The organism is Bradyrhizobium arachidis (assembly GCF_015291705.1).
Lineage (GTDB): Bacteria > Pseudomonadota > Alphaproteobacteria > Rhizobiales > Xanthobacteraceae > Bradyrhizobium > Bradyrhizobium arachidis.
The window spans coordinates 5372318-5397167 of sequence record NZ_CP030050.1 but is presented as its reverse complement, the minus strand read 5'-3'; the positions used below and the strand labels follow the sequence as shown (position 1 = coordinate 5397167).

Sequence of the window (24850 nt, the reverse complement as noted above, 5' to 3'; positions counted from 1 at the left end):
CGCTTCCACTTTACCCCCGACTCCGGACAACTCACCGGTACGCCGTAATGGAAGCGATGGCACACAAACGGACTCATGCGCCGCAGCAAAAGAAGCACGCGGGCTGCAATGCCTCACGCGATCACCTCGGCTGCGGCAGCGAGAACCGCGCGCAGAATCCCACGACATCAAAGGCGGCATACGTCCTCATGGTGGACCGCCGCAGGTGCATTGAAGGAACTACTGCGATCACCTACTTCGGCTTTGCCGGGACGAATGTCACAAAGCCATCCCGATTCGGCATACGTACCCTCGGCAGCGTCTGGGCATTCATCGTCTCGTTCTCCCCGATGATGCCGTTGAGCTGCAGGATATAGGCGGCCACTGCGTAGAGTTCGTCATTGGTCAGCGTTTTCGATTCGTTGTAGGGCATTGCTCGCCGAACGTAATCGAAAATTGTTGTGGCATAGGGCCAGAAGCTTCCGACCGTCTTCATGGCAGGTTTGTCTCCGACAAGCGACCCGATCCCGCCCACCAGTGCATCGTTCGGTTTGCCCGCTCCCTTTTCGCCGTGACAGGCGAGGCATTTCGACGCGTACACGGCCTCACCCTGCTTTGGTGTCCCGCTGCCGGGCGGCAGACCGGCGCCGTCAGGACTTATGCTGATGTCCCACGAGGCGACTTGCTCGGGAGTTATGACCTTGCCGAGGTTCGGGCTGTCGGCCAGCGCCGCAGATGAAAGTAAGCCAAGTGCGCAAGCGGCAGCCAGGGCAGAGTTATGCGTAGACATGCTTCACCTCTCCGTTCTCGGACACGCCCCACGTCGTGACCGCATTGGAGTGGTAGATCGTCCTGCTTCCACGATCAGCGATCATTTTCTCGCGCGTCGGCTGGACGTAGCCTATGTCGTCGGTCGCGCGGCTTTGCAGGACAGCGGGGCCGCCGTTCCAGCGCCACGCCATGCGGAAACGCGTCAACGCCTTCGACAGCACCGGCTCCTGCAGAGCTGCGGGAGCCCAACTCTTGCCGCCATCGGCCGAAATTTCGACCTTGGCGATCTTGCCGTAGCCCGACCAGGCGAGCCCTGTAATCTCGTAGAAGCCCGGTTCCTTCATCGTGAGTCCCGGCGACGGACGCGTGATCACCGACTTGCCTTCCTGCGCAAAAACGAATTGAAGCGATTTGCCGTCAGGCATCGTGATCGTGTATTTCGACGTCTCGTCCTTGGTCATTGTTGGGCCTTCGGTCAGCTTTATGCGCCGAAGCCATTTCACGTTCATGTTGCCTTCGAATCCCGGGAGCAGCAGCCGGATGGGATAGCCATTCGCCGGCCGCACGCGCTCGCCGTTCTGGTATAACGCAATCAATGCATCCTGCATGATCTCTGCGAGCGGCAGGCTGCGGCTCATGCCGGCGGCGTCGGCACCTTCCGCCAGAATCCACTTCGCTTTCGGGTCTACGCCAGCTTCCTGCAGCAGGGCCGCCAGCTTGACACCCGTCCACTCGGCGCAAGAGACTTGACCCTGCATCTGCTGAACTCCGACTTGCGCGGGCTCCTTCTGATAAAGCAGTTGGCCGTTGCCGCCGCATTCGATGAAGGCGATCCGTGACTCCATTGGATAACGCGTGAGCTCATCGAGCGTGAAGACAAGTGAGCGCTTGACTAGGCCGTGGATGACCAATCTGTGGGCATCGGGGTTGATGTCGGGAATTCCGCTGTGGTGGCGTTCGAAATGCAAGCCGTTCGGCGTGATCATCCCATCGAGCAGATGATGAGGTGTTCGCGAGGCGCCGGTGCCGGTGGTGCCCGGGGCCGTCGTGAAGGTTCGCGCGACCTTATTTTCGTATTCAGACGGTTGCCCATAGGGGACGAATGGCGCGCCCGGCGTCTTCATCCAAGATTCAACCGGCAACGGATCGCCCGCTGCCGTGTCCGGGAACGTAATGCCTCCGGTTGCTGCCGACATGGCGGCGCCGCTCAGGAAAACGCGTCGGTCAAGCAATCCGTTTCCGGCGACCACGTCGGCGTCAATCGTCACGCCCTTGGATTTGCGATGTCCCATGATGCTCTCCTCCCAGTGGAGCCAAACGTCCACGGACGAAGCGCGATGTTATCCACTCACTGCGGGCCGGTATTTTATATCAAATTGGCGAGCCGTCAGGGAGGGGAAAAATCCACGGCAGCGGCCGATGGCCAACACAGGGCATTTTTGCAATGGGTCAAAGGCTGCCCTCTGCAGCCAGCCTACCCGTGGTCGGGTCATCTCTCGGAAGCCGACATCGCCGCGCTCTGGGCTGCGGTCAGCCACGGGCCAATACCCGAAGTCCCGATCTTACATGAAGCGTCACTCTCCAGGTGCGCTAAGCGATAAATGATCCGACCAACAGAACCTTTACTGGCGCCGCGAAGCCTCGACAACGTTCCGCACGCAGTTGACGAACGACTCCACGGCGGGGCCGAGCGTCCGGTTTTTCACGACGAGGATCGCTGCGGAAATTCGCGGGCCGACCGACTTGACGGGCAGCACCCGCAATGCGGTCTGGCCAGCCTTCAGACGCGCGACGGATATCGGGAGAATGCCGACGAATTCGCCGCTCGCCACCAACTGCGCTGTCAGCTCGATCGAGATTGTCTTGACGACTGCCACGGGAGACTGAAAGCCTGCGGCCCTGAAGACGCCCTCAATCAGTGCGCCGGGCGAGCTGTCGGGCGGCGGCAAGATCCATTTGTGGCCGATGATGTCGCCCAGCGTCACCCGGCGCTTGCGCGCAAACTCGCTTTCTGCGCCGACGACAAAGACAAAGGGCTCGTCGAACAGCAGTTCGGAATGCATATCGTCCGCGACGGACTGGTCCGTCGCGCGGGTGATCAGGAGATCGACTCTCCGCTCCCTCAATTCGCGAAGCTGATGTTCGCCCGGATTGGCGAGCTTCACATCGACCTGAACGCCAGGATATTTCGCCGAGAAGTGCCGCAAGACCATCGGGGCCAGGCTGTGCAGGATGATGTCTGTGCAGCCCAGCCTGACCTCTCCTGAGTTCGGATCGGAGAGATGTTCGAGTGAACGGTACCCCTGCCGTAGCTCGTCGAAGATGTTGATGCCGCAGCGCAGCAGCACCTTGCCGGAGGCCGTCAGCTCGGCGCCTTGCGGCGAACGATCGAGCAGGCGTGCCCCGAGAGCGCCTTCCAGTTCGGAGATCGTCTTGGAAACGGCCGGATGGGAAATCCTCAGCGTGGCCGCTGCCTTGGCCATGCTGCCGGTATCGGCAACCGCCATCAGAACGCGCAGATCGCGCAAGTTGATGCGGCGGCCAAGGCGGTCCGATCCATCCATGAGCCTTAACCCAGAGGTTACGGGGATGCCACGATTCTCGATCTACCAGATAATAGCCACTCCGACCAGAGTGAGGGCATTCCGAACGGACGCGGGTATGCATGAACACCGGAGCCCCACATGATCACTAAACGGCTACTACTGTCGCTGGCCCGCGCGGGCGGTCTCGCATCGGTCATGCCAAAGGGCGCCCGCGCGCAGCATGGCGCGCCCCCTACGCATTTGATGGTGGGCGTTGGTCCTGGTGGCGTCGTCGATGTCGTTGCACGAATGCTGGCTGAGGAGTTGAAAGACAACTCGTCCTTCATTATCGAAAACCGGCCCGGCGCGGGCGGCCGGCTGGTCCTTGGTACGCTGAAGAATGGTCCGGCAGACGGGTCGATGGTGCTGACCCCTGCATCGCCGCTGGTCGTGTTTCCGCACGTCTACAAGAGGCTCGGCTATGACGTTCTCGCGGATTTCGCCCCGGTCACACGGGTTTGCTCGTATTCGCTCTTGATCAGCGTCGGACCGATGGTTCCGCGCAGCGTCACTACGCTTGCCGATTTCGTAAAGTGGTGCATCGCCAATCCGAAACAGGCGGCCTATGGCACGCCGGCCGCCGGATCGATGCTACATTTCACCGGCACGATTCTGGCCAGGGAAGGCGGATTTGAGTTCACGCATGTGCCCTATGGCGGCCCCAACGGCATACAGGATCTGATCGGCGGCCGGATCGCAGCGGCGATCTACCCCGTCGGCACTACGCTTCCCTATGTGCAGTCCGGAAATATCCGCGCGCTGGCCGTTACGAGCGCCCAACGGTACCGGCAACTCCCGGAGGTCGCGACCGTCGGCGAAGCCGGATTTCCCGCACTGGAAGTCGAGGAGTGGTTGGGCATCGTTGTTTCGGCGAAGACACCTCCGGAAACCGTCGAGCGTCTCAACGCAGCGATTCGCGCGGTCGTGAGCGGCGATCGTTTCGCAAGAGGAATAGCCAAGCTTGCGATCGAGCCTGCGGCCGACTCGCCCGGGCAATTCGCGCGGTTGATCAAATCGGACTTTGATCGGTGGGGGCCGATCGTCCGAACCTCCGGCTTTTCGTCTGAGGACTGAGCGCATGCATGGCAAGGAAAACCGGCATCGGACGCCGGATCAAAGCCTCGGTCCGTTCTTCCCGACCCGCCTTCGCGCCGCCGCGAGTACCGACCTGACGACGATCGATGGTGCCAACGCCCCGCCACAAGGAGAAGTAATCGAGGTGACCGGGCGCATCCTCAATCTCGATGGCGAGCCGGTCCGCGGGGCACGGCTCAACATCTGGCAGGCCAATAGCCTTGGCCGATACCGCCACGACAATGATCGTAATAGAGCGCCGCTCGATCCAAACTTCAATGGCTACGCCCGGATCCGATCGAATGACGACGGCAGCTATGCGATCAAGACGATCAAGCCGGGAGCCTATCCGGTGGGGCCGAAATGGATGCGTCCACCGCACATTCATTTCGAGGTGCAGGGACGGTACGAGCGGCTGGTGACCCAGATGTACTTCCCAGGTGAGGCCCTCAACGAGCGCGACAGGTTGCTGGCGGCCGCGCTGCGGCCGGAACTGCTTGTGGCAGCAGAAGTCACCTCGCAGCAATCGCTGCGGCGCGTTTTGAGCTTTGATATCGTGCTCGTGCGAGGATAAGGCTGTCGTCACTAAGCTTCGCATATGAGGGAGAACGGGTAGAGCGAAGCCAGTTAGCGTTGGCTACAGCAACACATCATCTGCTCGAAATGTCCGCTAATGGGATGGTCCGGCCGTGCTCCGGCCCTGCCAGCACGAGAAGCTGGCAAGGGGCGCTCAAGACAAGGAGCACGCCATGTCTCAGAAACTCAACGCGGCGATCGCCGTGATCGGCATCGACATCGGCAAAAACTCGTTCCACATCGTGGGTCAGGATCACCGCGGTGCCATCGTGCTGCGGCAGAAGTGGTCGCGGCCAGGTGGAAACGCGGCTCGCCAACCTGCCGCCGTGCTTGATCGGTATGGAGGCCTGCGTAGGCGCCCATCATCTCAGCCGCAAACTCCAAGTACTTGGCCACGACGCCCGCCTGATGCCAGCGAAATACGTGCGCCCGTATTCGAAGGGACAGAAGAATGACTTCCGAGATGCGGAAGCCATCGCCGAGGCTGTCCAACGCCCGACCATGAAGTTCGTCGCGACCAAGACCGCCGATCAGCTCGACCTTCAGGCACTGCACCGCGTCCGCGATCGATTGGTCGGTCAGCGTACCGGCGCGATCAATCAGATCCGTGCGTTCCTGCTGGAACGGGGCATCGCCGTGCGGCAAGGCCCGCATTCCCTGCGGTTCGAGTTGCCAGGTATCTTGGCAACACGCACTGATGTGCTCTCGCCTCGCATGTTGCCCATCATCGAGGGTCTGGCGGAAGACTGGCGCCGGCTGGATGAGCGTATCGAGGGTCTATCTGGCGAGATCGAAACACTAGCCCGTCAAGATAGGGCCTGCCAGCGACTGATGACGGTGCCTGGCATTGGCCCAATCATCTCGAGCGCAATGGTGGCTGCGATCGGCACCGGAGACGTGTTCTCGAAAGGCCGCGACTTCGGCGCCTGGCTTGGACTTGTTCCGAAGCAGATATCGACCGGCGACCGCACGATCCTCGGCAGTATATCAAGGCGCGGTAATCGCTACCTGCGCGCGCTGTTCGTGCAAGCCGCGTGGGTTGTTCTGGTAAAGGTCAAGTGCTGGGAGCGCTATGGCCTCAACTCTTGGATCGAAGCCGCCAAGAAGCGATTGCACCACAACGTGCTGGCGATTGCGCTCGCCAACAAGCTCGCCCGGATCGCCTGGGCGGTCCTCAACAAGGGACGCGCCTTCGCGTGCGTCAAGATGGAGGAGACGGTGTCCCGACCTGCTTGATCCTCGCGCCGTGCGCGGGGCCGTCAAGGCGCAGCCTGGCAGCAGGAGAGCAAGACGTCAGGACAGCACGACGGCCGGCTTTGACGGCCCCTTGCGCGCGGCGCGTCTGCGCGCGCAGGCCGGGACGAAGGAACGGCCGCCAGGCACGAACGAAGGAACAGCGCGAAGTGAGGAGCTATCGATGACGTAACAACCCTTACCCGCCGAGGTCTGCGAGAGGATGAGACGACGATGGAGAATCGGTCTTCCCGGCACATGTGAACCCTGGTGACCCAAATGGCCCGGTCGAGGCCTGTCCGCTAACCAGATCACATGCGCGCTGATATCCATGATGGCCCGGAGCACTGCGCTCCAAACAGAGGCCGGATACATTGATGCAAGACCGCATCTACCGGATCGTCGAAATCTTCTTGCACCCCACGGCCGGACCATACATTCGGGTCAAAATGCGAAGAACTCAGGTTGAGCAAATCTGGTCCGCTCTGGCGCCATGAGCGGACCTCCATCAGGCGCGGCGCAACTTCGCCGATGGGTCAAAAGCAGTAAAGTTCAACTTGAGCAGATGCTTTCCGCTTCTACATCACAGCTGACCTCGCCTTTATGAGTACACACCCTAGTTTGATGCGTTGCGTGAAATGGTGTCTTGCTGCGGTGCCTCTACGCTTCCGCTCCGCAAGATCGGTATGCGATCACCATTTTGCATGAAGCGAACGCGTGTTGCGGAACGCGGCCTCACGAGCTTGCATTGTCGGTTTGATCTACAATTTTAGATGAGGCCAACAATGCATCCTGTCGTCAGAATGGTCGCGATTGCGACAGTCCCTGTTTGGATCGGATTGACCCCGGAGTCCGCCGCAGCACAGGATTTCAATGATCGATGGTCCATCATTCCAAAGGCCCACGCAGACCCGGCCCCTGAGGGACTCGAACAGGTGAAGAAGGACGAGCCGCAAGCGCAACCTGCGACCGGACAAGATACGTTGAAGGACGCGCGAACTTCCAATCGAGTTTTTTCCGGAAAGGCTTCCTTCTATGCGTATTCCAAGAGCAAGACAGCGAGCGGCTCGTTATTCAATCGGAATCTACTGACGGCCGCCCATCGCAATCTACCGTTCGGCACCAAGGTCCGCGTAACCCATGGCGGAAGCAGCGTCATCGTCACCATCAATGACCGAGGCCCATTCGTTCGTGGCCGCGTCCTAGACCTTTCGCGCGCCGCGGCGCAAAGCTTAGGAATTACGGAGCTTGGCGTCGCCCATATTCGTGCTGAGGTGTTGTAGAGAACGATGCTGACAGAAGGCGTGCCCTTGCCGCGCCAGCTTAAACCGGCCAAGCACCGAAGCCGCTGTAAACCCCTCCAGCGCGATCTAGGCCCTAGACCATCGCCCTGCCGCAGGTACCTTCGTTCTGCGGCACCCTGTTTTTCGACATCTGCACCGACACGAGCTCAAGTGCGAGCCAATCTTGGATTACCTGCAAAGCGGTTTTCGATATCGTTCTGACTGCTTATTAGCAGCGCAAACTGCTGCTTGAACATCCCTGCAGCACGTTCTCATAGAAATCCTGTAGGTGCAGGTCCGCTCGGGTCAAAAGCTGACCATCGGAGAGCCCGGCAGCTTGGTCTGCAACTGGCCAAGACCGGACTCATGCAGCGCAGCAAACAACAGACGTCGATGCGCCCACGGACAAGGTCCCCAAAAATAAGCCGCCGGGTGGCGTTCCGGATAACGTATTCAGGGGAAGCAAGACGCGGGTAGATGGCTTGCGGGAGAGCCACGGAGCGCAATCGATAAACCGCGGCCATTTTGCCTGCAACGCCAGGGCCCCGGCTGCGCGGGACCCCTCGCTGGCTGGCAAAATCCCGACAGATCAGGTTGGGCTCAAGGGGATCAGCGTCATTTCCTCCGGATAATAGCGGAAGCCATCGCCCTGCTTCGCCACGTGGCCGATCCCCGGCCAAGCAAAATGATAGGCGAGCAGGCGCGTCCTGCCCTCCGCCAGCATGTTGAGCACACGCACCCGGCTCTTCGCCGACTGTTTGGCGTCGGTATCGTACATGAACTCGGTCAGCGGTTTCTCCAGAAGCAGGACCGGGTGGTGAGCGAGGTCGCCGATGTAGCACAGCGAGTCCGTGCCGGAATTGATCATGAAGACCGTGTGACCGACCGTGTGGCCCGGCGCCAAGATCGCATGAACACCGGGCAGGATTTCCTCGCCGTCCTTGATGAAATGCATCCGGTCCTTGTTCGGCTGCAGATTCTTGCGCGCCGTATCGAGAAAGACCTTGAACTCGGACGGCACCTTGGTCTCGTCAGTCCAGAAATCGTAGTCCGCCTGCGTGATGAAATACTCGGCATTCGGGAAGTGACGCGATCCGTCGTCCGCCATGCAGCCGCCGCAATGGTCGATGTGCGCGTGCGTCATCACCACCGCGTCGACGTCTTTCGGATCGATTCCCGCCAGCTTGAGGCTGCTCATCAGCCGGCCAGTCGTCGGACCGAATAGCGTCAGGCTTCCCATCCCAGTATCGAACACGATGAGCTTGTCGCCGGTATTGACCACCAGCGCGTTCTGCTGGAGCACCGCGTTGCTGAGCGGCAGGAAGTTGTCGGTAAGCTGCTTGTCCATCTCGGCAGCGCTAAGACCATTGAAGTTCTTGTGGGGGTCGCCGAGGGGCAGCGGCCCGTCGGTCACGATCGTTGCTTCAAAATCGCCGATCTTGAAGCGATAGAACGGGGCAACCTGGGTGCCGAGCTTCGGGGCCTTGGCGAATGCTGGGCTGAGCGAGCCGAGAGCGCCCATCGTTCCAACTGCAGAGGCTCCGATCAGCAAGTTACGGCGTGATACCGCATCGAATCTGGCCATGTGCTTCCTCCTTTTCGTCGCATCATTGGCGCTTATGCGCGAGCGAACGTTACCGCAGCCTGGGCCGCGCTTCGAGCAGAAAGTCGCAAGATCCGGATTGAGGTCCGGTCGCCCCGAGCATGCTGCCGATGCCTGTCGTCGCAAAAGCCGTTCCGAAGGGAGAAGTGCCTCGACCTATTCATGAACGGATTGCAGTGGGCTTGTGATCGACTACAACGACCTTCCGTGCCCCAAGGTCATTCCTTCATAGATTAATCGTCCGGCTTCTCACGGGTTATCTCCCCGGTCTTGGGGTCTGCATGGAATTCCATCTTCTGTCCGTTCTTGATGCCTTTGCCCTCCCACCGGCCATCGTCGGCTTCAATTCGGGTGACCACCGTGTAGCCGGACTCTGTGACCTTCGCCTTCACCTGTTCAATCGGCATCCAGTCGGGACCAGGTTGGTCGGCATTTGCGATCGAGCTGACGGCGAGGAATCCGATTACCGTGATTGCTGCCTTCATCGCGGGCCTCCCGTGGTTGAACGTCTTACCGAAAGGCAAGTCGGTTGTTCGTGGAAGGAGGCGTAGTGTCGCGCTGACCAAACGGAACCGCGCGGAGAAGGCGCGCGGCACGCGCGAGCACAAGAAAAGCCCGCCTCCAGGGTGAAACCTGAAACGAGGCGGGCCTCCGGGAGTACGTGCTGGCCAGCGCATACCCCTAACCGAAGTGTTGCACGACGACCGACGGAAGGGAAGTGGATGCCGAAACAACTTGGCCGAACGGTTAGCTGCCGGCGGTGAGTTCCCGACGTTACATTCGTGAACGTCGGGGCCGGAAGGAGCTGCATTGGGCGAAAAGACGACGACTGATACCATTAAGGCGGCCGCGCTCTATATGCTGAGAAACGGATTAGCCAGCTATCAAGAGATAGCTCAACTGTCTGGTAGATCCCGGCAAGTCATCCGCGTTTGGGGTAAAAAGGTCGACGCTCCGGCAGCCCGAAAGCGATACCTTCGAAGAATCTGGATCGATGCTCATCGATCGCTTCGGTGACGTGACGTCTGGCCTACTTGGGAAACAGCTTGTCGCGAATATAACGCGAGGTCGCGGTCAGTCGGATGCCGCTCGGCTTCCGCCATACGGCCCGGTCGATCTCCTTCGGATCGCCGATGACCAGCTTGCCTCTGGCGTTCTTGGCGACGAAGATCGCATCGCTCATCTTCCGCCCCGACCGCTTGTTTTTCGCCGTGACCTCCTTCCAGAGGCTTACGCGTCCAAGCTTGAGTTTTGGCAGCTCCTCTTTGATTTCTCGGCGCAAGCATTCCTTTTCGGATTCGTTCGGGCGACGGCGGCCGCCCGGAAACATCCAGCGGCCGTCCGACCGACGCCTCACGAGGAGCACCTTGCCACGCTTCGCAGCAACCAGTTTCGATGATTTCGTCATAGCCAGCCGCAACGACCAAGAATCAGCGAAATGGTAACTTGTCTCTTCGGCTAGACAAGTTTGGCGGCTCGCCTAATGCCGCCAGGGTGGCTGCTTCACGTCTGCTAATGGGATGGTCCGGCCGTGCTCCGGCCCTGCCAGCACGAGAAGCTGGCAAGGGGCGCTCAAGACAAGGAGCACGCCATGTCTCAGAAACTCAACGCGGCGATCGCCGTGATCGGCATCGACATCGGCAAAAACTCGTTCCACATCGTGGGTCAGGATCACCGCGGTGCCATCGTGCTGCGGCAGAAGTGGTCGCGCGGCCAGGTGGAAACGCGGCTCGCCAACCTGCCGCCGTGCTTGATCGGTATGGAGGCCTGCGTAGGCGCCCATCATCTCAGCCGCAAACTCCAAGTACTTGGCCACGACGCCCGCCTGATGCCAGCGAAATACGTGCGCCCGTATTCGAAGGGACAGAAGAATGACTTCCGAGATGCGGAAGCCATCGCCGAGGCTGTCCAACGCCCGACCATGAAGTTCGTCGCGACCAAGACCGCCGATCAGCTCGACCTTCAGGCACTGCACCGCGTCCGCGATCGATTGGTCGGTCAGCGTACCGGCGCGATCAATCAGATCCGTGCGTTCCTGCTGGAACGGGGCATCGCCGTGCGGCAAGGCCCGCATTCCCTGCGGTTCGAGTTGCCAGGTATCTTGGCAACACGCACTGATGTGCTCTCGCCTCGCATGTTGCCCATCATCGAGGGTCTGGCGGAAGACTGGCGCCGGCTGGATGAGCGTATCGAGGGTCTATCTGGCGAGATCGAAACACTAGCCCGTCAAGATAGGGCCTGCCAGCGACTGATGACGGTGCCTGGCATTGGCCCAATCATCTCGAGCGCAATGGTGGCTGCGATCGGCACCGGAGACGTGTTCTCGAAAGGCCGCGACTTCGGCGCCTGGCTTGGACTTGTTCCGAAGCAGATATCGACCGGCGACCGCACGATCCTCGGCAGTATATCAAGGCGCGGTAATCGCTACCTGCGCGCGCTGTTCGTGCAAGCCGCGTGGGTTGTTCTGGTAAAGGTCAAGTGCTGGGAGCGCTATGGCCTCAACTCTTGGATCGAAGCCGCCAAGAAGCGATTGCACCACAACGTGCTGGCGATTGCGCTCGCCAACAAGCTCGCCCGGATCGCCTGGGCGGTCCTCAACAAGGGACGCGCCTTCGCGTGCGTCAAGATGGAGGAGACGGTGTCCCGACCTGCTTGATCCTCGCGCCGTGCGCGGGGCCGTCAAGGCGCAGCCTGGCAGCAGGAGAGCAAGACGTCAGGACAGCACGACGGCCGGCTTTGACGGCCCCTTGCGCGCGGCGCGTCTGCGCGCGCAGGCCGGGACGAAGGAACGGCCGCCAGGCACGAACGAAGGAACAGCGCGAAGTGAGGAGCTATCGATGACGTAACAACCCTTACCCGCCGAGGTCTGCGAGAGGATGAGACGACGATGGAGAATCGGTCTTCCCGGCACATGTGAACCCTGGTGACCCAAATGGCCCGGTCGAGGCCTGTCCGCTAACCAGATCACATGCGCGCTGATATCCATGATGGCCCGGAGCACTGCGCTCCAAACAGAGGCCGGATACATTGATGCAAGACCGCATCTACCGGATCGTCGAAATCTTCTTGCACCCCACGGCCGGACCATACATTTGGGTCACAAGCAGACCAAAGGCCGCCGACCTTACGACTTCCGCTTTTACCCTTGAAGCTGACGTCTGTCGTGACTCACTTGAGCGACTGGCGCAGCGCCGCATTTCGAGACCAAAATCGTAGATTGCAACCGTAGCAATCGCGCTGGGCGCCGAAAAACGTCAAGCATTCAACAGAATGTAGAGGAGGGAGTATCCTCGCAGAATACGGCTCGCGCTGGAGTTACCCTCACAACTTCGGCTGGAAATGCTGAACACCTTCAAAAGCTTGCGCAGTAAGAAAAAATTCTATTTTGGCGAATTTGAGAAGAGCTATTTTTTTCAATAGCTTGGTCGGCCTGTAAACCCGCCAGCAGGTCGCGCGCGTTTGTGAGGGCCTGTTACGAAGTCGAATACCGTTGGCTTCGTTAGAAAGGAGCTGCGGTCCGCGCCCTGAAAATGTTCAGTTGCCCAATGCTGAACATCTGGGAACAGGACGATGAATTCTACGAAGGTTGAAGGCGAACGCGCCGTAGTCGCGACCGTTAACGAGACTATGTTTGCGCTCAGGATCGGTCGCGCGAAGCTCTACGAGTTGCTGCATTCGAGAGCGTTGGACAGTTATCGCGAAGGTGCTTCGCGGAAGATCACTTGGAGCAGCATCGACGCATATGTCGAGCGCCGTCTGGCGGAGGAATCTAAGCGGCGAGGCAGGGAGTAATTTCATGCAGGCCGCGGCCGAATCTCTAGCAGCGATAGTGTCCTCGAACGAGCTTAAAGACGCCGCGACGAGGCCGGTGCCATTCCCTAGCGAAGAGAGGATTTTAGGCCTTTCAAGGCACTTAGGCCGGAGTTTGGGCCAAGCCCGCTTCATTGAAACTCAAGGTGTTTCAACTCCGCCTCCCAAACGGCTTACTGTGGAAGGTAAGGAGGGCTCGTCTGCGGCCACACGTTGCCGTTTCAACAAACACGAGTTCGGCGTAGCCATTCCTGAACCGGACCCGCCGGACAAAAGAAAGCGCCCCCCGAGGGCAAATCGGGAGGCGCCGGCTTTCTTTGGTACTTGGGCAGCTGCTGATTCTGCATACCCGAACGAGGAGCTCCGTTCAAGCGCCCCAGTAATGTGGGGGCGTCCGTGAGCGAGAAATTCGACTGGGATGACGGGTGCCTCGTCGTGCCGTTCTATCCGGCGCAAAACAAAACCGCCGTGTACACGAACCCTTTTGGGGACATCGTGCTGCGGCAACACAATCCGGATTCCTGGAAGGACGATGAAGATAACGTCCTAATCTTCCGACCGGAGCATGCGGAAGCCATTGTTCGCGCGATCATTCAGGAGGTCGGGCTCCCTTACGTTCTGGTGCCAGAAGTTGCGGAGAACGCTTGTTCTCGCGATACAAGCCTCAAGGACAGGACCGCCGCGGAACGCCAGCGCCGCCGGCGCAAGAAGCTGCGCCAAGGCCGTGACTCCAATCGTGACGACAGCGTTGCCGTCACGGGAGTCACGTCCGATCAGCCGCTGGTCCTGCCCGATCGTGCCAACCTTGTCCTCCTGCGCGCTCCTGATGAGCAAGGCGAGGAGAAGGTCCAACACACGGCGCTCACGCGCTGACCGAACCGCCGCGTTCGGACGGCCGTGGGCTCCGCGATTGCGGGTCCGCTTCGGAGGCTCCCGCCGCAATCGAGGTACTTCGGCCGACCGTCGCGAGAGTAGCGACGAGTCGAGATCGGCCATGATCTCGTCGCCGGGGACGGAAGAGCAAAGCTTTTTCTCCCGCCGATGAATGACCGCAGCGCGCTTGGGCGCTCAATTCCGAGCTAGAGCCGGCTACACCGGCAATCTCGCGGGCTCTCACCCTGGCGGAACGGACGACGAAGCCGCATGTCAGGTTCTCCGGCCCTGCGCGCAGTATCACGATCGGCGCGCGATATACCGAGGCAACTCATATCCCCCTGTCGAATGGGTCCGATCCCCATTCGGAGGACCGACTGATCGCACGTCACGCGATGCCCGGATAAAGCGAGTGGAAATCGTGGTCCGAGACCGTGTCTCTTCCCTAGGTGGCGGGGAGGGGAGGACGACGGAGGAGGAGCTATGTCCGGACTTCAGAACAGCTCACAACCACAGCGTACGATAGTGAAGCGCGTGAACCAGTGAGACACCCCGAGTCACCGCGCCCGCGAATGAGACAGGTGTCTCAGGCCGGATTGAGAGAAAAATGGGGGGCTGAAGGCTGAGGGGAGAATGCCAAAGTCGGCACGCTACCTCAGAGGGGGTGTCTCAGGCCCGGGGGCGGCTGCGTCGTCAGCACCGGCAAGATTTTGCCCCCCGGGAGGAGGCTTCTGGCCAAGCGGCGCGAGATACCGCCGAGATGAGACAGGGCGGCTGCGCCATCGACGAGCCTTGGGACAGAGGCGACATCTGATGCCAACACCAAGCCAATGGGAAGCCACTGGCTTACCCGTTGGCTAAGCCACCGCAACAGGAGACGACATGGACCGCAGCACGATGCTCGAACGCTTGAAGTGGCTGGCCGAGGCCGAGCCGGGCACGCCGCCGCCCAACTGGATAGAAGAGAATTGGGCCTGCTCTATTCCCGAGGTGGCCCAGGCCGCGCTCGCCGAGATCCAGCAGCACGAATACAGCTTCGAGCTGCGGTGGAACGCCGACATGCGCGCCATCAAGCGCTGGTAGGAGCGCGCCTGGTCAATGGAGCAGAGCAGGGCTAGCGACCTGAGCCCGATCGAGAATGGCCGATCCTGCCGCCCCAACACCTGTCGAGCTTGGGGCGACCGATACTTCTGAACGACCGGTGAGACACCGCGAGTCACCGCGCGTCCTCAGATGAGACAGGTGTCTCAGAGGCCGCCCGGGTGGAAACCCAATGCAGAAGATAGACTTAGCATGAGACCCCCCTCCATCTTGTCGGTGAGACACCGGGGTCAGTGATGCAAACATGTCCCCTAGCAGCCAGTCGCTCAGCTACTGAGTAATCCCCGCTTCAGCCCATCCATGTTCCTGGCGGGTGCCGCTCGTCCGCATTGCAGAGTGTTTCGAGCCCAGCTGCGGCCATCCCGGACAAACCAATCGGCTGGCTTCAACGAGCTAGCCCCCCTGGCAGCTGATGCCAAGGCTGTCGCAGGTGAGGGCAAATAAATCTTTCGATTTGGAATCTTCAAAACAGAATCTAGTGCCGATCTCGGCTCGGTCGGTCCACCAACCGACGTTAGCAGCTTTTGCGATGCGGGAAGCTTCGCCTCGTAACAGGTCAAGCTGTTTCCCGGCGGCACGAACAATCACGCAATTCTCTTTGGGCATAAAGGTCTCTCCAATAGTGAATCGGGGGCGGCCCCGTCAGTACGAAGGCCGCAGCAGGGGGACTGCTGCGGCCAGCGCGATGGTCAAAATCGACCGGGTGAAAAGGTCTAAGTGAAATATGGAGCCAGCCCCGGTGACGCTGAGCCTACCGCAGCCTTTTTGGCCTGCAATATGATCAAATTCACAATCTTCAGCAGGCTTAACGTGCATCAAGGTGAGGGAGGCCCGCCGGGCCGGCGAGCTGGCGGGCCTCTACCTCTGAGCAAGGCCGCGTATGTCCCCCACCGGCTTCGTCTCAAGAGCAACACGATTCTCGCTAATGACGGCCTAAGATCGTGGCGGAGTTGGCGCGCGATATGCTTAGGTCTTGCGCCGCGCCGATCGTGCGGAACGCCGCGGCTCGGGCCGCGGGAGCCGCACCAGAGCGGCGTCCGCCGGCCCGTAGCTCTCGCCCCATCGCGGGATGACTTCAGTTCTCGACCTTGACCCAGAACTTCTCCCGGCCGCGGTAACGGCCGGTCGAGGCGCTTCGAGCGCGCGACAGCTTAGGCTTGTCTGGTTCAATTTGGGTGTGCCCCATTCATGGTTCAATAATATGCTTCGACAAACCTAACTGAACCATGTTCATGTGAACCATCCAAACCAGACTCGCGGGGGTTTACATGTTCATCCGAGCCTATCTTCGCGCCTCAACCGACGATCAGGACGCCGACCGCGCCCGCGATCAGCTCAAGACCTTCGCTGCCGATCGCGGCTTGAAGATTGCCGCCTGGTACGTCGAGAGCGAGAGCGGCGCCAAGCTGGCGCGGCCGGAGCTGTTCCGACTGATCGCCGACTCACAGCCCGGTGACGTTCTGCTGATCGAGCAGGTCGACCGCCTGAGCCGTCTGACGCAAGCGGACTGGGAAAGGCTCAAAGCCGAGCTGACGGCACGCCGCCTCCGCGTGGTCGCGCTCGACCTGCCGACCAGCTGGATGATGGCGGTGGGCAACGGCGACGAATTCACCGCCCGCATGTTCGACGCCATCAACGGCATGCTGCTCGATATGCTCGCCGCGATCGCGCGCAAGGACTATGAGGACCGTCGCCGCCGGCAGGCGCAAGGACAGGCCAAGGCGAAGACGGAGGGCCGTTATAAGGGCCGCCCGGCTGACACCGAGCGCAACGCTGGCATCGCTCGCATGCTCGCCGCTCGCATGTCCTGGAGCGCTATCCAGGCCGCCACAGGGTGCAGCCGCGCCACCATCGCGAAGATTGCCAAGCAGGCCGCCTAATTCCCATCCGACAGCAGCGTCTCGACGGGCCGCCTATGCGGCTCGTTTCGAGCAGCGCGCGGACCGCCGGTGAGAGGAACCTCAGGGACGGCGGGCAGTTATCGGCAGTATCCCCAGACAAGCGGAGTTCTCCCATGCGCGAGAAGCGCAGCATGGCAGCACCAGCAACCTCCGCCCGCACAACCAAGGCATCGATTGAATCTCTTCGGACCGGTTATGCCTTAATCGTCGACGGTCATGTCAAGGCGACCTTCACGGCGAAAGCGAGCGCCCTGGAAGCTGGCACACAGCTGAAGAACCGATCCCCTCGGCTCCAGGTCAAGATCTACGACGCCGAAAACAAGGTCAGCGAGGTTGTTGAGATCGCCCGCGCTTGACGAACTGATCGGCGGCCCGTTCGGAGTTGGTACCATGAGCGCCTCGCGCACAGGCGACAAACGAGCCATGAACATCTTGCGCGAATTGCACGAGGCCGAGAAAGAGTTAGTTGGCAAGGCTGTCGTCTTGACTGATGGCAAGGCTGGCACAATCGATGGCGTCTTCCTCGATGATGAGCATGGGCTCCGCATCTCGATCGCGGGGCACGAGGGTCGATGGCCGATCGCGACGGTGAAGCACATCGAGAGCTGATCGCCCGCGGCCTTGCAGCCGCGCTGGCGTTCGGTTCGCGAGACACCGCGAGTCACCGCGCGCCCTGCCGCGGAAGTACCTAAACAATGCTACTCAGTCTGACGCATCCCGCTCAGTTAACCCATGAAGCGATTTAGTTGGTTCATGAGGCCGGTGAAGAGGCCCTAGATACTCGGCCAGTCGGCGCAATCCTATTGCCATGCCGTTCAGGCGGGCCGCTTCATAATCGCGCAAATTCGGCGTGCAAGCCCAGCCTTCGCACATGTCGGCAAGATGGTCGAGCTGTGAGCTCGATAGCAAGCCCAGTGTGCCCATTGGCGGAACGGCGAAAAAATCAATCAAGCTCAGCGCATCCGCTCTTGGTATCGACTTTTCCAGGGCTCCTCCTCGATCAACAATGACCTTCAAGAACTCTGGGAGCTTCCACATCCTGCATCGCCGTTCAGCTTTGGCCTCTTCGAGAGCGGCTTCTTTGATGATAGCGAGCTTGTGTTTCATCTCGGCGATCTCGCCAGCCGACGAGCTTGCTGCGATGTTCTCAGTGATCTGGGCGTACTTTTGCGCGCACAGCTGGATGTAATATTCGGGTTCGGATTTTCCCACCATTAGAACCTGCCAGCACAGTCGGTAATGCCGATTGGGGCGTTCAGACCGGTGCTTCCTGCTTGTTCAGGGTCACGCCCATCTTGCAGGTAGTCAGCCTCCCTTCGATCTTCGAGTCTTCTTCGTCCCTTCAGCGAAAATTTCCTGAAAGCTCACGCCTAGCGCTTGCGAGACATGCCAGAGCGTCACGATAGTCGCGTTGCGGGTCCCAAGCTCAAGTCCGCTTACGTAAGAGCGATCGACACCCAACCGATTAGCCAATTCCGCCTGCGACAGCCCAGCGGCAGTGCGAAGCCGCCTAACATTATCTCCAACCAGCTGTCGCACGTCCTCTGCCATGGACACAATGCGACAGACCGTGCAATACATTGCGACGCATTATAGTGCACAGGGAGGGCATTCGGGTGTGCAAAACCGCGCTAGCTAGCCTAGTTCTCTATTGCTTGCTGTTTTCAGTTATAGATCCTGCTCAGGCAGGGGTTGTTGGGAAGGTCTCATGCGATGGCCGATCGATTGGCTTTGCGATCGATATCACTGGGCCAATAGAGGATGCTACCTTCGACGAAGTCCGCGAGGTATTTACGAAATACCACCAGCAACAAAATGAAATTGCCAATGGCGGGATTTGTCCTGAGAAGGCTCTCAAGGGCAAACCGCTCGATTTCAGTGCCTATGGTCACCGCTTTTCGATCGACAGCACGGGCGGAAGTGTGATCGCGGCGATGAAGATTGGTAGGCTCTTGCGGCAAGAACGAGAGTCTGTGATGGTCGAGGGCGTCTGCTTCAGCGCGTGCGTCTTTGTGCTTGCCGGTGCGGTCGATCGAGCCGTCTTTGCCCCTGGCAAAGTTGGTATCCATCGTCCATATTTAGTTTCATATACTTCTGATGCGCGGCACGAGATTGAGAGTGCTTTGCGCCTGATGCGCGACTATCTTCGCGAGATGGATGTGTCTCCGCAACTGGCGGATGACATGATTGCTGTTGAACCAGAGGACAACAGGGTACTTACCGCTTCTCAACTAGCAAGCTACGGACTCTTGGGCGTCGACCGCGCGGAGAAGCAACAGCGGGCGATCGATCAGGAAGTGAGGGATCTGGAAGAGGCGAAGGCATTGGGGCTGGATCGACGAGAATACAATAGGCGCAAATCTCGCGCCAAACTTCTTTGCTCTGGGCCCGAGGCATCTCCCGATTGTCGGAAGATGATTTTGCAAACGGGTCAGCCGTGACGCGGTGCTTGCAACCATGGCTAGAGGCGCACTAGTTTAGGCACGCATACCTTGGGGGCCAACCATAATGCGACTTGCATCCATATTGCCGTGCCTAGCAGCGGCTTTGTTGTCCGGCTGCATCACAACGTCCATGCAAGGTTATGCGGATCGAGATCCTCCGGCGCGCCCAGTCAAACACCTGGCGGCCTACGTAGTTGCGCCTACCGGCTTAGCAACAAGTTTCCAAACGAGTATTGCGCAAGAAGCCGCTAAACGCGGCATTCTGGCAGACGACGCCTATATTTTGCTCCCACCTACGCGCAGTTACAACGATGCGGAAATCCGAAAAGTTCTCGCTGCGACCAATGTTGATGCCGTTCTAATTATTAATGTTGGCGACACTGGCGTTGTCAGAGAGTACGCTGGGACTTTTTTTCAAGCGGAGTATTCTGGTTCTACCGATATCAGCGGGACCGTTACGAGAAGCGGAAACGTTTCAAGTGTGGCGTTGGCCGGAAGCACGTCGGGGACAATGACTGGAATCTCCTCCCCGATACATCGTTACAGCCGACAAACGGCTTTCAGGGCTCGCCTAGTTGAACCGGCGACCGGGCGTAGTCTTTGGGTGGGGTCAGGCGAGGTGAGCGCAGGCGGCCGCCTCTTCGTTGGAAACGGCAGCAGTGCATCTAGCTCCGCGACTGCCATATTCGATGATTTGAGCGCAAAAAGGCTAATCTGAATACCAACTGAACTAATGATGCGGAGGACGTACGTCCGTCATCGCTCGCCTCCCATCGGTACTGAACGGGTATTCCATGGAGCTGCCTTATTGCGACGAACCGTTCGACATGGACTCGCTGTCCGTAAAGACGTGGGCGCGGGTCCCGGAGCCGGTCCGGAAGAAGGTCGAGCTGCATGTGGCAGCCCACCTTCCAGCCGAAATGCTTGCGACGGTTCGCGACCTACACGCTCGCGGACTTCCTCTCAGTTCTAATTTGGCGTTCTTCCATTTTGCCGCCGGCATGGCTGTCAGAAATCTTTGCCGAGAACGGCTTAGTGACGACGAGCTCGCTGCCTGCGGTGGTTTTGGCGCTGATTGGGACAACTGCTATATCGGCGTTCTCGCCGCGATCGCTGCGATGCGCCAGTAGCAAGCCTGCGCTCGTCATTGGCAGGACCAAGCAAGTTGGGGCCTCTGTCCGCCCGGCTGAACACCCCCAGGAGCGCCGCCATGTCGGCTGTCTGCGGGAGACCGGACGTCGTACGATGGTTGCGTTGACCGCCGGTTTGACCCAAATGTATGGTCCGGCCGTGGGGTGCAAGAAGATTTCGACGATCCGGTAGATGCGGTCTTGCATCAATGTATCCGGCCTCTGTTTGGAGCGCAGTGCTCCGGGCCATCATGGATATCAGCGCGCATGTGATCTGGTTAGCGGACAGGCCTCGACCGGGCCATTTGGGTCACCAGGGTTCACATGTGCCGGGAAGACCGATTCTCCATCGTCGTCTCATCCTCTCGCAGACCTCGGCGGGTAAGGGTTGTTACGTCATCGATAGCTCCTCACTTCGCGCTGTTCCTTCGTTCGTGCCTGGCGGCCGTTCCTTCGTCCCGGCCTGCGCGCGCAGACGCGCCGCGCGCAAGGGGCCGTCAAAGCCGGCCGTCGTGCTGTCCTGACGTCTTGCTCTCCTGCTGCCAGGCTGCGCCTTGACGGCCCCGCGCACGGCGCGAGGATCAAGCAGGTCGGGACACCGTCTCCTCCATCTTGACGCACGCGAAGGCGCGTCCCTTGTTGAGGACCGCCCAGGCGATCCGGGCGAGCTTGTTGGCGAGCGCAATCGCCAGCACGTTGTGGTGCAATCGCTTCTTGGCGGCTTCGATCCAAGAGTTGAGGCCATAGCGCTCCCAGCACTTGACCTTTACCAGAACAACCCACGCGGCTTGCACGAACAGCGCGCGCAGGTAGCGATTACCGCGCCTTGATATACTGCCGAGGATCGTGCGGTCGCCGGTCGATATCTGCTTCGGAACAAGTCCAAGCCAGGCGCCGAAGTCGCGGCCTTTCGAGAACACGTCTCCGGTGCCGATCGCAGCCACCATTGCGCTCGAGATGATTGGGCCAATGCCAGGCACCGTCATCAGTCGCTGGCAGGCCCTATCTTGACGGGCTAGTGTTTCGATCTCGCCAGATAGACCCTCGATACGCTCATCCAGCCGGCGCCAGTCTTCCGCCAGACCCTCGATGATGGGCAACATGCGAGGCGAGAGCACATCAGTGCGTGTTGCCAAGATACCTGGCAACTCGAACCGCAGGGAATGCGGGCCTTGCCGCACGGCGATGCCCCGTTCCAGCAGGAACGCACGGATCTGATTGATCGCGCCGGTACGCTGACCGACCAATCGATCGCGGACGCGGTGCAGTGCCTGAAGGTCGAGCTGATCGGCGGTCTTGGTCGCGACGAACTTCATGGTCGGGCGTTGGACAGCCTCGGCGATGGCTTCCGCATCTCGGAAGTCATTCTTCTGTCCCTTCGAATACGGGCGCACGTATTTCGCTGGCATCAGGCGGGCGTCGTGGCCAAGTACTTGGAGTTTGCGGCTGAGATGATGGGCGCCTACGCAGGCCTCCATACCGATCAAGCACGGCGGCAGGTTGGCGAGCCGCGTTTCCACCTGGCCGCGCGACCACTTCTGCCGCAGCACGATGGCACCGCGGTGATCCTGACCCACGATGTGGAACGAGTTTTTGCCGATGTCGATGCCGATCACGGCGATCGCCGCGTTGAGTTTCTGAGACATGGCGTGCTCCTTGTCTTGAGCGCCCCTTGCCAGCTTCTCGTGCTGGCAGGGCCGGAGCACGGCCGGACCATCCCATTAGCCGACGTAGGGCAGTAAAGCACTGAAGTCGGCCCGAAGCGCTCATCACCCTTCCGGCACGCTAGCGAGGCGCCAGCCTTCACACAAGCGCTGCAGCCCGGCAAGGTAAATTGGATTGTCGCTTTGTTGAGCTGCGAGCAAGCGACGAATGGTGAAACCTGAGTTGAGCGCAAGCCCCGTTCTCGCAGCAGTTCGCGCCTCATCGAGCGCGCCGGTCAAGGCCAAGGCAGCGGCGAGCGATATATGAGCGAGATGAAAGTTACGGTTCGCCTCGGTGCTTCGTCGCAGCCAACTGACGGCTTCGACGTCGGAACCAAGCAGCAGCTTGGCCACGCCCGCAAAACACGCCCACTGGTAGGCGAAAACGTCCCGAGGAGAGAGCCGTAAAGCTTCGAGCACATGGCCTTCGGTCTCGGTAGCGCGACCTATGTAGGATTTTGCGAAACCAAGGGCCGCATGAGCGTTGACCAAATTCGGAGCCAGCGCCAACGCATGTTCGAACTCACGGATGCCTTGGGCGGCCCGGTTCGTAAAGGTCTGGACCCAACCCCGAGCCATGTGGGCTGAGGCACTGTTCGGCCTAATCGACAATACCTTGTTCACCATCGCCTCGGCCGCCGCAAGCCGCGCGGGCCCATCATCCGTCGTAAAGCTACCTCCAACTACCGTATCAACATTTGCCAGACCAATCATTGCTTCGACGTTGCCGGGATCGAACTCCAGCGAGCGTTCGAAGAAGCCCCGCGCTTGCGTCACGCATTCAAGGCTAATCCCCTTCATCAACCAGGCCCGGCCCTGGAAGCACAAGTCCATCGCATCGGGATGCAGCGTACGCTCGGCTCGTCGCGCCTCAGCCTCGATGAGCTGGGCACCTAATGTACCGGCGAGCCTCGACACGATTTCGTCCTGCATATCGAACAGGTCGCCGAAAGGCTTCTCGAAGCGCTCGGCCCAAAGATGCTGGCCGCTCCTGGCATCGATCAGCTGAACATTCATCCGAAGTCGCTTGCCGCTGCGTTGCACTGAGCCTTCGAGCACGTAGCGAACATTCAATTCGCGGCCGACTTGGCGGACATCGACAGCTCTGCCCTTGTATGAGACGGCGCTGTCCTGTGCCATTACAAATGAACCACCGATGCGCGACAGGTCCGTGGTTAGACTCTCGGTTATACCGTCCGCGAAATAGTCCTGCTCACGATCACCGCTCAGGTTCGCGAAGGGTAGCACGACGATGGACAGGCGCGGCGCTGGGTGGGGGATCGGTGTCGTGCCGCTGCCCTTTATTGTCGGGCCAAACTTAACCCGAGCCACGGCATAGGCCCGAACCGGGCGAGCGATGTTTTTGAGGTTCTGATCGCCCAAATCGGCGAACTCAACCCCGATCTTGCCCCATACTTGATCGTAGGCAAAAGACGAAATGCAGATGCCGCCAGGCTCTGCGATGCCCTCAAGCCGCGCCGCGATGTTAACTCCGTCTCCAAATATGTCATAGGGTTCGACGATTACGTCGCCAACATTGATGCCGACTCGGAAAGCAATTCGCCGGTCTTCCTCCTCGTTGATGGTAAGTTCCTTGATGCGGGTCTGAAACTGCACAGCGGCTCGGACTGCCTCAACTGAGCTTGTAAACTCCGCCAAGAACCCATCGCCAGTGTTCTTCACGATACGGCCGCCGTGTTCGGCAATTGAAGGCACAACGGCGTCGGCCAAGAGCGCGGTAAGTTTGGCGTGCGTAGCCTCTTCGTCAATATGCATGAGCCGCGAATAGCCAGCCACGTCGGCCGCCAATATCGCCGACAACCTGCGCTCGACCCTGACTGGCCGTTCTTGCACCATCGCCCGCAATCCAGACCTGGATGCGACTGTACAACAATTGGAACAAGATGCCCACCCAGGTCGATGTTGCATATTGGCCCTTCTGCGACTTCGAGCGATGTCCGCTCTTCCGCCGCTGTTGAGGGTGAGCGGACATCAGTTACGGCCAGGTGCGTAAGGTCACGCCCTAGGCAGAAAGCATAGAAGCAATCGAAGATGCGGAAAATCTCGCTCCGCGTTCGTTGGTAAAGCCTAATCTGGCGAGTTCATCGGCGACCTCACGCAACGAGCGCTGGTGACCCTTCGGCGATCGCCGCCGTAGACGCTTTGCTGTGGCAACCAGCTCTGGACTGAGCTCCGCCCAGCTCTTCCTGCCTTCGACCTTTCCGACCGCCTCACGCTTGCGCTGACGCGCGGCGCGCAACTTCGCCACCGTGGTTGCCTTCTCGAACTGCGCGATGGCGCCCAGCACTTGGCGCACTAATACCGCCGTTGGTGTGTCCTCGATGAAGAAGTCTGGCGAGCTCGCGGGAATCAGCGTGATGCCGAGGCTGCGGAGATGATCATGTCCGGCGAGTTGGACCGCCAAATCTCGCGCAAAGCGATCTGGGCTTTCGACAAGGATGGTCCTGACACCGTTGCCGGCGATGCGGTCGAGCATCGCTGCAAAACCCGGTCGCTCTGCGATCGGGTCTCCACCGCTGACCGCCGCGTCGTAGAACTCGCCGACCACCTCATACCCGTTCGCATTTGCGAAGCTTTCGATCGCAGCGCGCTGCCGGCGATCGCTGTCCTTGTCGGCGCCGACATTGGCAGCTGATGAGGTGCGGAGATACGCAATAGATTTTACTCGTTTTTCTTTTCCTACCATGAGGTTACCCCGCATGTTTGTACGGATTTCTTGAGAATTCCGCGCGATGAAAGTGGCTGCGGGGCAGGCCCAGCTTG

General features: G+C 60.0%; 23 protein-coding genes and 1 pseudogene. 12 read left to right on the top strand and 12 right to left on the bottom strand.

Features of this window, described 5'->3' with window-relative positions:
- Positions 1–232: 232 nt before the first annotated feature.
- The 3 genes from WN72_RS25195 to WN72_RS25185 form a co-directional block, all read right to left on the bottom strand.
- Complete coding sequence (locus WN72_RS25195) at positions 233–769, bottom strand: c-type cytochrome (RefSeq protein WP_092221027.1); 537 nt, start codon at positions 767–769, stop codon at positions 233–235.
- Complete coding sequence (gene soxC, locus WN72_RS25190; protein WP_092221030.1) at positions 756–2042, bottom strand: sulfite dehydrogenase; 1287 nt, start codon at positions 2040–2042, stop codon at positions 756–758. The genes WN72_RS25195 and soxC overlap by 14 nt, the downstream gene beginning before the upstream one ends.
- A gap of 330 nt (positions 2043–2372) precedes the next feature.
- Positions 2373–3278: a LysR family transcriptional regulator gene (locus WN72_RS25185; protein WP_167381214.1), complete on the bottom strand. Its 906-nt coding sequence runs from the start codon at positions 3276–3278 to the stop codon at positions 2373–2375.
- Between the two features lie 156 nt (positions 3279–3434).
- Here WN72_RS25185 and WN72_RS25180 point away from each other — a divergent pair, with 156 nt between their 5' ends.
- From WN72_RS25180 to WN72_RS25165, 4 genes and pseudogenes are all read left to right on the top strand, one after another.
- Complete coding sequence (locus WN72_RS25180) at positions 3435–4409, top strand: tripartite tricarboxylate transporter substrate-binding protein (RefSeq protein WP_092221034.1); 975 nt, start codon at positions 3435–3437, stop codon at positions 4407–4409.
- 4 nt (positions 4410–4413) lie between these two features.
- A complete protein-coding gene (locus WN72_RS25175; RefSeq protein WP_092221035.1) occupies positions 4414–4983 on the top strand; it encodes a dioxygenase family protein in 570 nt (189 codons plus the stop codon).
- A 175-nt stretch (positions 4984–5158) separates the two neighbouring features.
- Positions 5159–6221, top strand: a pseudogene (locus tag WN72_RS25170) (IS110 family RNA-guided transposase).
- A 782-nt stretch (positions 6222–7003) separates the two neighbouring features.
- Positions 7004–7501 (top strand): septal ring lytic transglycosylase RlpA family protein, encoded by a 498-nt coding sequence (locus WN72_RS25165; RefSeq protein WP_167381217.1) that lies wholly within the window; start codon positions 7004–7006, stop codon positions 7499–7501.
- 589 nt (positions 7502–8090) lie between these two features.
- Here WN72_RS25165 and WN72_RS25160 read toward each other — a convergent pair.
- From WN72_RS25160 to WN72_RS25150, 3 genes are all read right to left on the bottom strand, one after another.
- Positions 8091–9086: an MBL fold metallo-hydrolase gene (locus WN72_RS25160; protein WP_194482926.1), complete on the bottom strand. Its 996-nt coding sequence runs from the start codon at positions 9084–9086 to the stop codon at positions 8091–8093.
- A 251-nt stretch (positions 9087–9337) separates the two neighbouring features.
- A complete protein-coding gene (locus tag WN72_RS25155; protein WP_092221142.1) occupies positions 9338–9589 on the bottom strand; it encodes a PepSY domain-containing protein in 252 nt (83 codons plus the stop codon).
- Positions 9590–10134: 545 nt separating this feature from the next.
- A complete protein-coding gene (locus WN72_RS25150) occupies positions 10135–10512 on the bottom strand; it encodes an NUDIX hydrolase (protein WP_027565100.1) in 378 nt (125 codons plus the stop codon).
- Between the two features lie 183 nt (positions 10513–10695).
- On the opposite strand from WN72_RS25150, the gene WN72_RS25145 reads away from it, so the two are divergent.
- The 3 genes from WN72_RS25145 to WN72_RS25135 all read left to right on the top strand — a co-directional run bounded on the left by WN72_RS25145 (position 10696) and on the right by WN72_RS25135 (position 14870).
- Positions 10696–11760 (top strand): IS110 family RNA-guided transposase, encoded by a 1065-nt coding sequence (locus tag WN72_RS25145; RefSeq protein WP_194482925.1) that lies wholly within the window; start codon positions 10696–10698, stop codon positions 11758–11760.
- A gap of 1550 nt (positions 11761–13310) precedes the next feature.
- Positions 13311–13787, top strand: coding sequence for a hypothetical protein (locus WN72_RS25140; protein ID WP_143130881.1), 477 nt, complete (start codon positions 13311–13313; stop codon positions 13785–13787).
- Between the two features lie 882 nt (positions 13788–14669).
- Positions 14670–14870: a hypothetical protein gene (locus tag WN72_RS25135; protein WP_092220927.1), complete on the top strand. Its 201-nt coding sequence runs from the start codon at positions 14670–14672 to the stop codon at positions 14868–14870.
- Between the two features lie 411 nt (positions 14871–15281).
- Here WN72_RS25135 and WN72_RS25130 read toward each other — a convergent pair whose 3' ends face one another.
- Entirely contained in the window at positions 15282–15494 is a 213-nt protein-coding gene (locus tag WN72_RS25130) for a hypothetical protein (protein ID WP_092220929.1), read from the bottom strand.
- A gap of 662 nt (positions 15495–16156) precedes the next feature.
- Here WN72_RS25130 and WN72_RS25125 point away from each other — a divergent pair.
- From WN72_RS25125 to WN72_RS25115, 3 genes are all read left to right on the top strand, one after another.
- Positions 16157–16768, top strand: a complete 612-nt coding sequence (locus WN72_RS25125; protein ID WP_092220931.1) for a recombinase family protein — start codon at positions 16157–16159, stop codon at positions 16766–16768.
- Positions 16769–16902: 134 nt separating this feature from the next.
- Positions 16903–17145: a hypothetical protein gene (locus WN72_RS25120; RefSeq protein WP_244554028.1), complete on the top strand. Its 243-nt coding sequence runs from the start codon at positions 16903–16905 to the stop codon at positions 17143–17145.
- A 34-nt stretch (positions 17146–17179) separates the two neighbouring features.
- Entirely contained in the window at positions 17180–17398 is a 219-nt protein-coding gene (locus WN72_RS25115) for a photosystem reaction center subunit H (protein WP_092220933.1), read from the top strand.
- Between the two features lie 93 nt (positions 17399–17491).
- Here WN72_RS25115 and WN72_RS25110 read toward each other — a convergent pair whose 3' ends face one another.
- On the bottom strand, positions 17492–18004 hold the full coding sequence (locus WN72_RS25110; protein WP_092220935.1) for a hypothetical protein: 513 nt from the start codon (positions 18002–18004) through the stop codon (positions 17492–17494).
- 90 nt (positions 18005–18094) lie between these two features.
- The gene (locus WN72_RS25105) at positions 18095–18340 is read right to left on the bottom strand and encodes a helix-turn-helix domain-containing protein (protein WP_092220937.1); all 246 of its coding nucleotides are present in this window, start codon (positions 18338–18340) and stop codon (positions 18095–18097) included.
- A gap of 65 nt (positions 18341–18405) precedes the next feature.
- Here WN72_RS25105 and WN72_RS25100 point away from each other — a divergent pair, with 65 nt between their 5' ends.
- Both WN72_RS25100 and WN72_RS25095 read left to right on the top strand, forming a co-directional pair.
- On the top strand, positions 18406–19230 hold the full coding sequence (locus tag WN72_RS25100; protein WP_143130882.1) for a COG3904 family protein: 825 nt from the start codon (positions 18406–18408) through the stop codon (positions 19228–19230).
- 797 nt (positions 19231–20027) lie between these two features.
- Complete coding sequence (locus WN72_RS25095; protein WP_092220943.1) at positions 20028–20363, top strand: hypothetical protein; 336 nt, start codon at positions 20028–20030, stop codon at positions 20361–20363.
- 581 nt (positions 20364–20944) lie between these two features.
- Here the strand turns inward: WN72_RS25095 and WN72_RS25090 are convergent.
- From WN72_RS25090 to WN72_RS25080, 3 genes are all read right to left on the bottom strand, one after another.
- A complete protein-coding gene (locus tag WN72_RS25090) occupies positions 20945–22009 on the bottom strand; it encodes an IS110 family RNA-guided transposase (RefSeq protein WP_194482925.1) in 1065 nt (354 codons plus the stop codon).
- Between the two features lie 123 nt (positions 22010–22132).
- Entirely contained in the window at positions 22133–23923 is a 1791-nt protein-coding gene (locus tag WN72_RS25085) for an adenylate/guanylate cyclase domain-containing protein (RefSeq protein ID WP_092217300.1), read from the bottom strand.
- Positions 23924–24089: 166 nt separating this feature from the next.
- The gene (locus WN72_RS25080; protein ID WP_092217313.1) at positions 24090–24773 is read right to left on the bottom strand and encodes a recombinase family protein; all 684 of its coding nucleotides are present in this window, start codon (positions 24771–24773) and stop codon (positions 24090–24092) included.
- Positions 24774–24850: the final 77 nt, after the last annotated feature.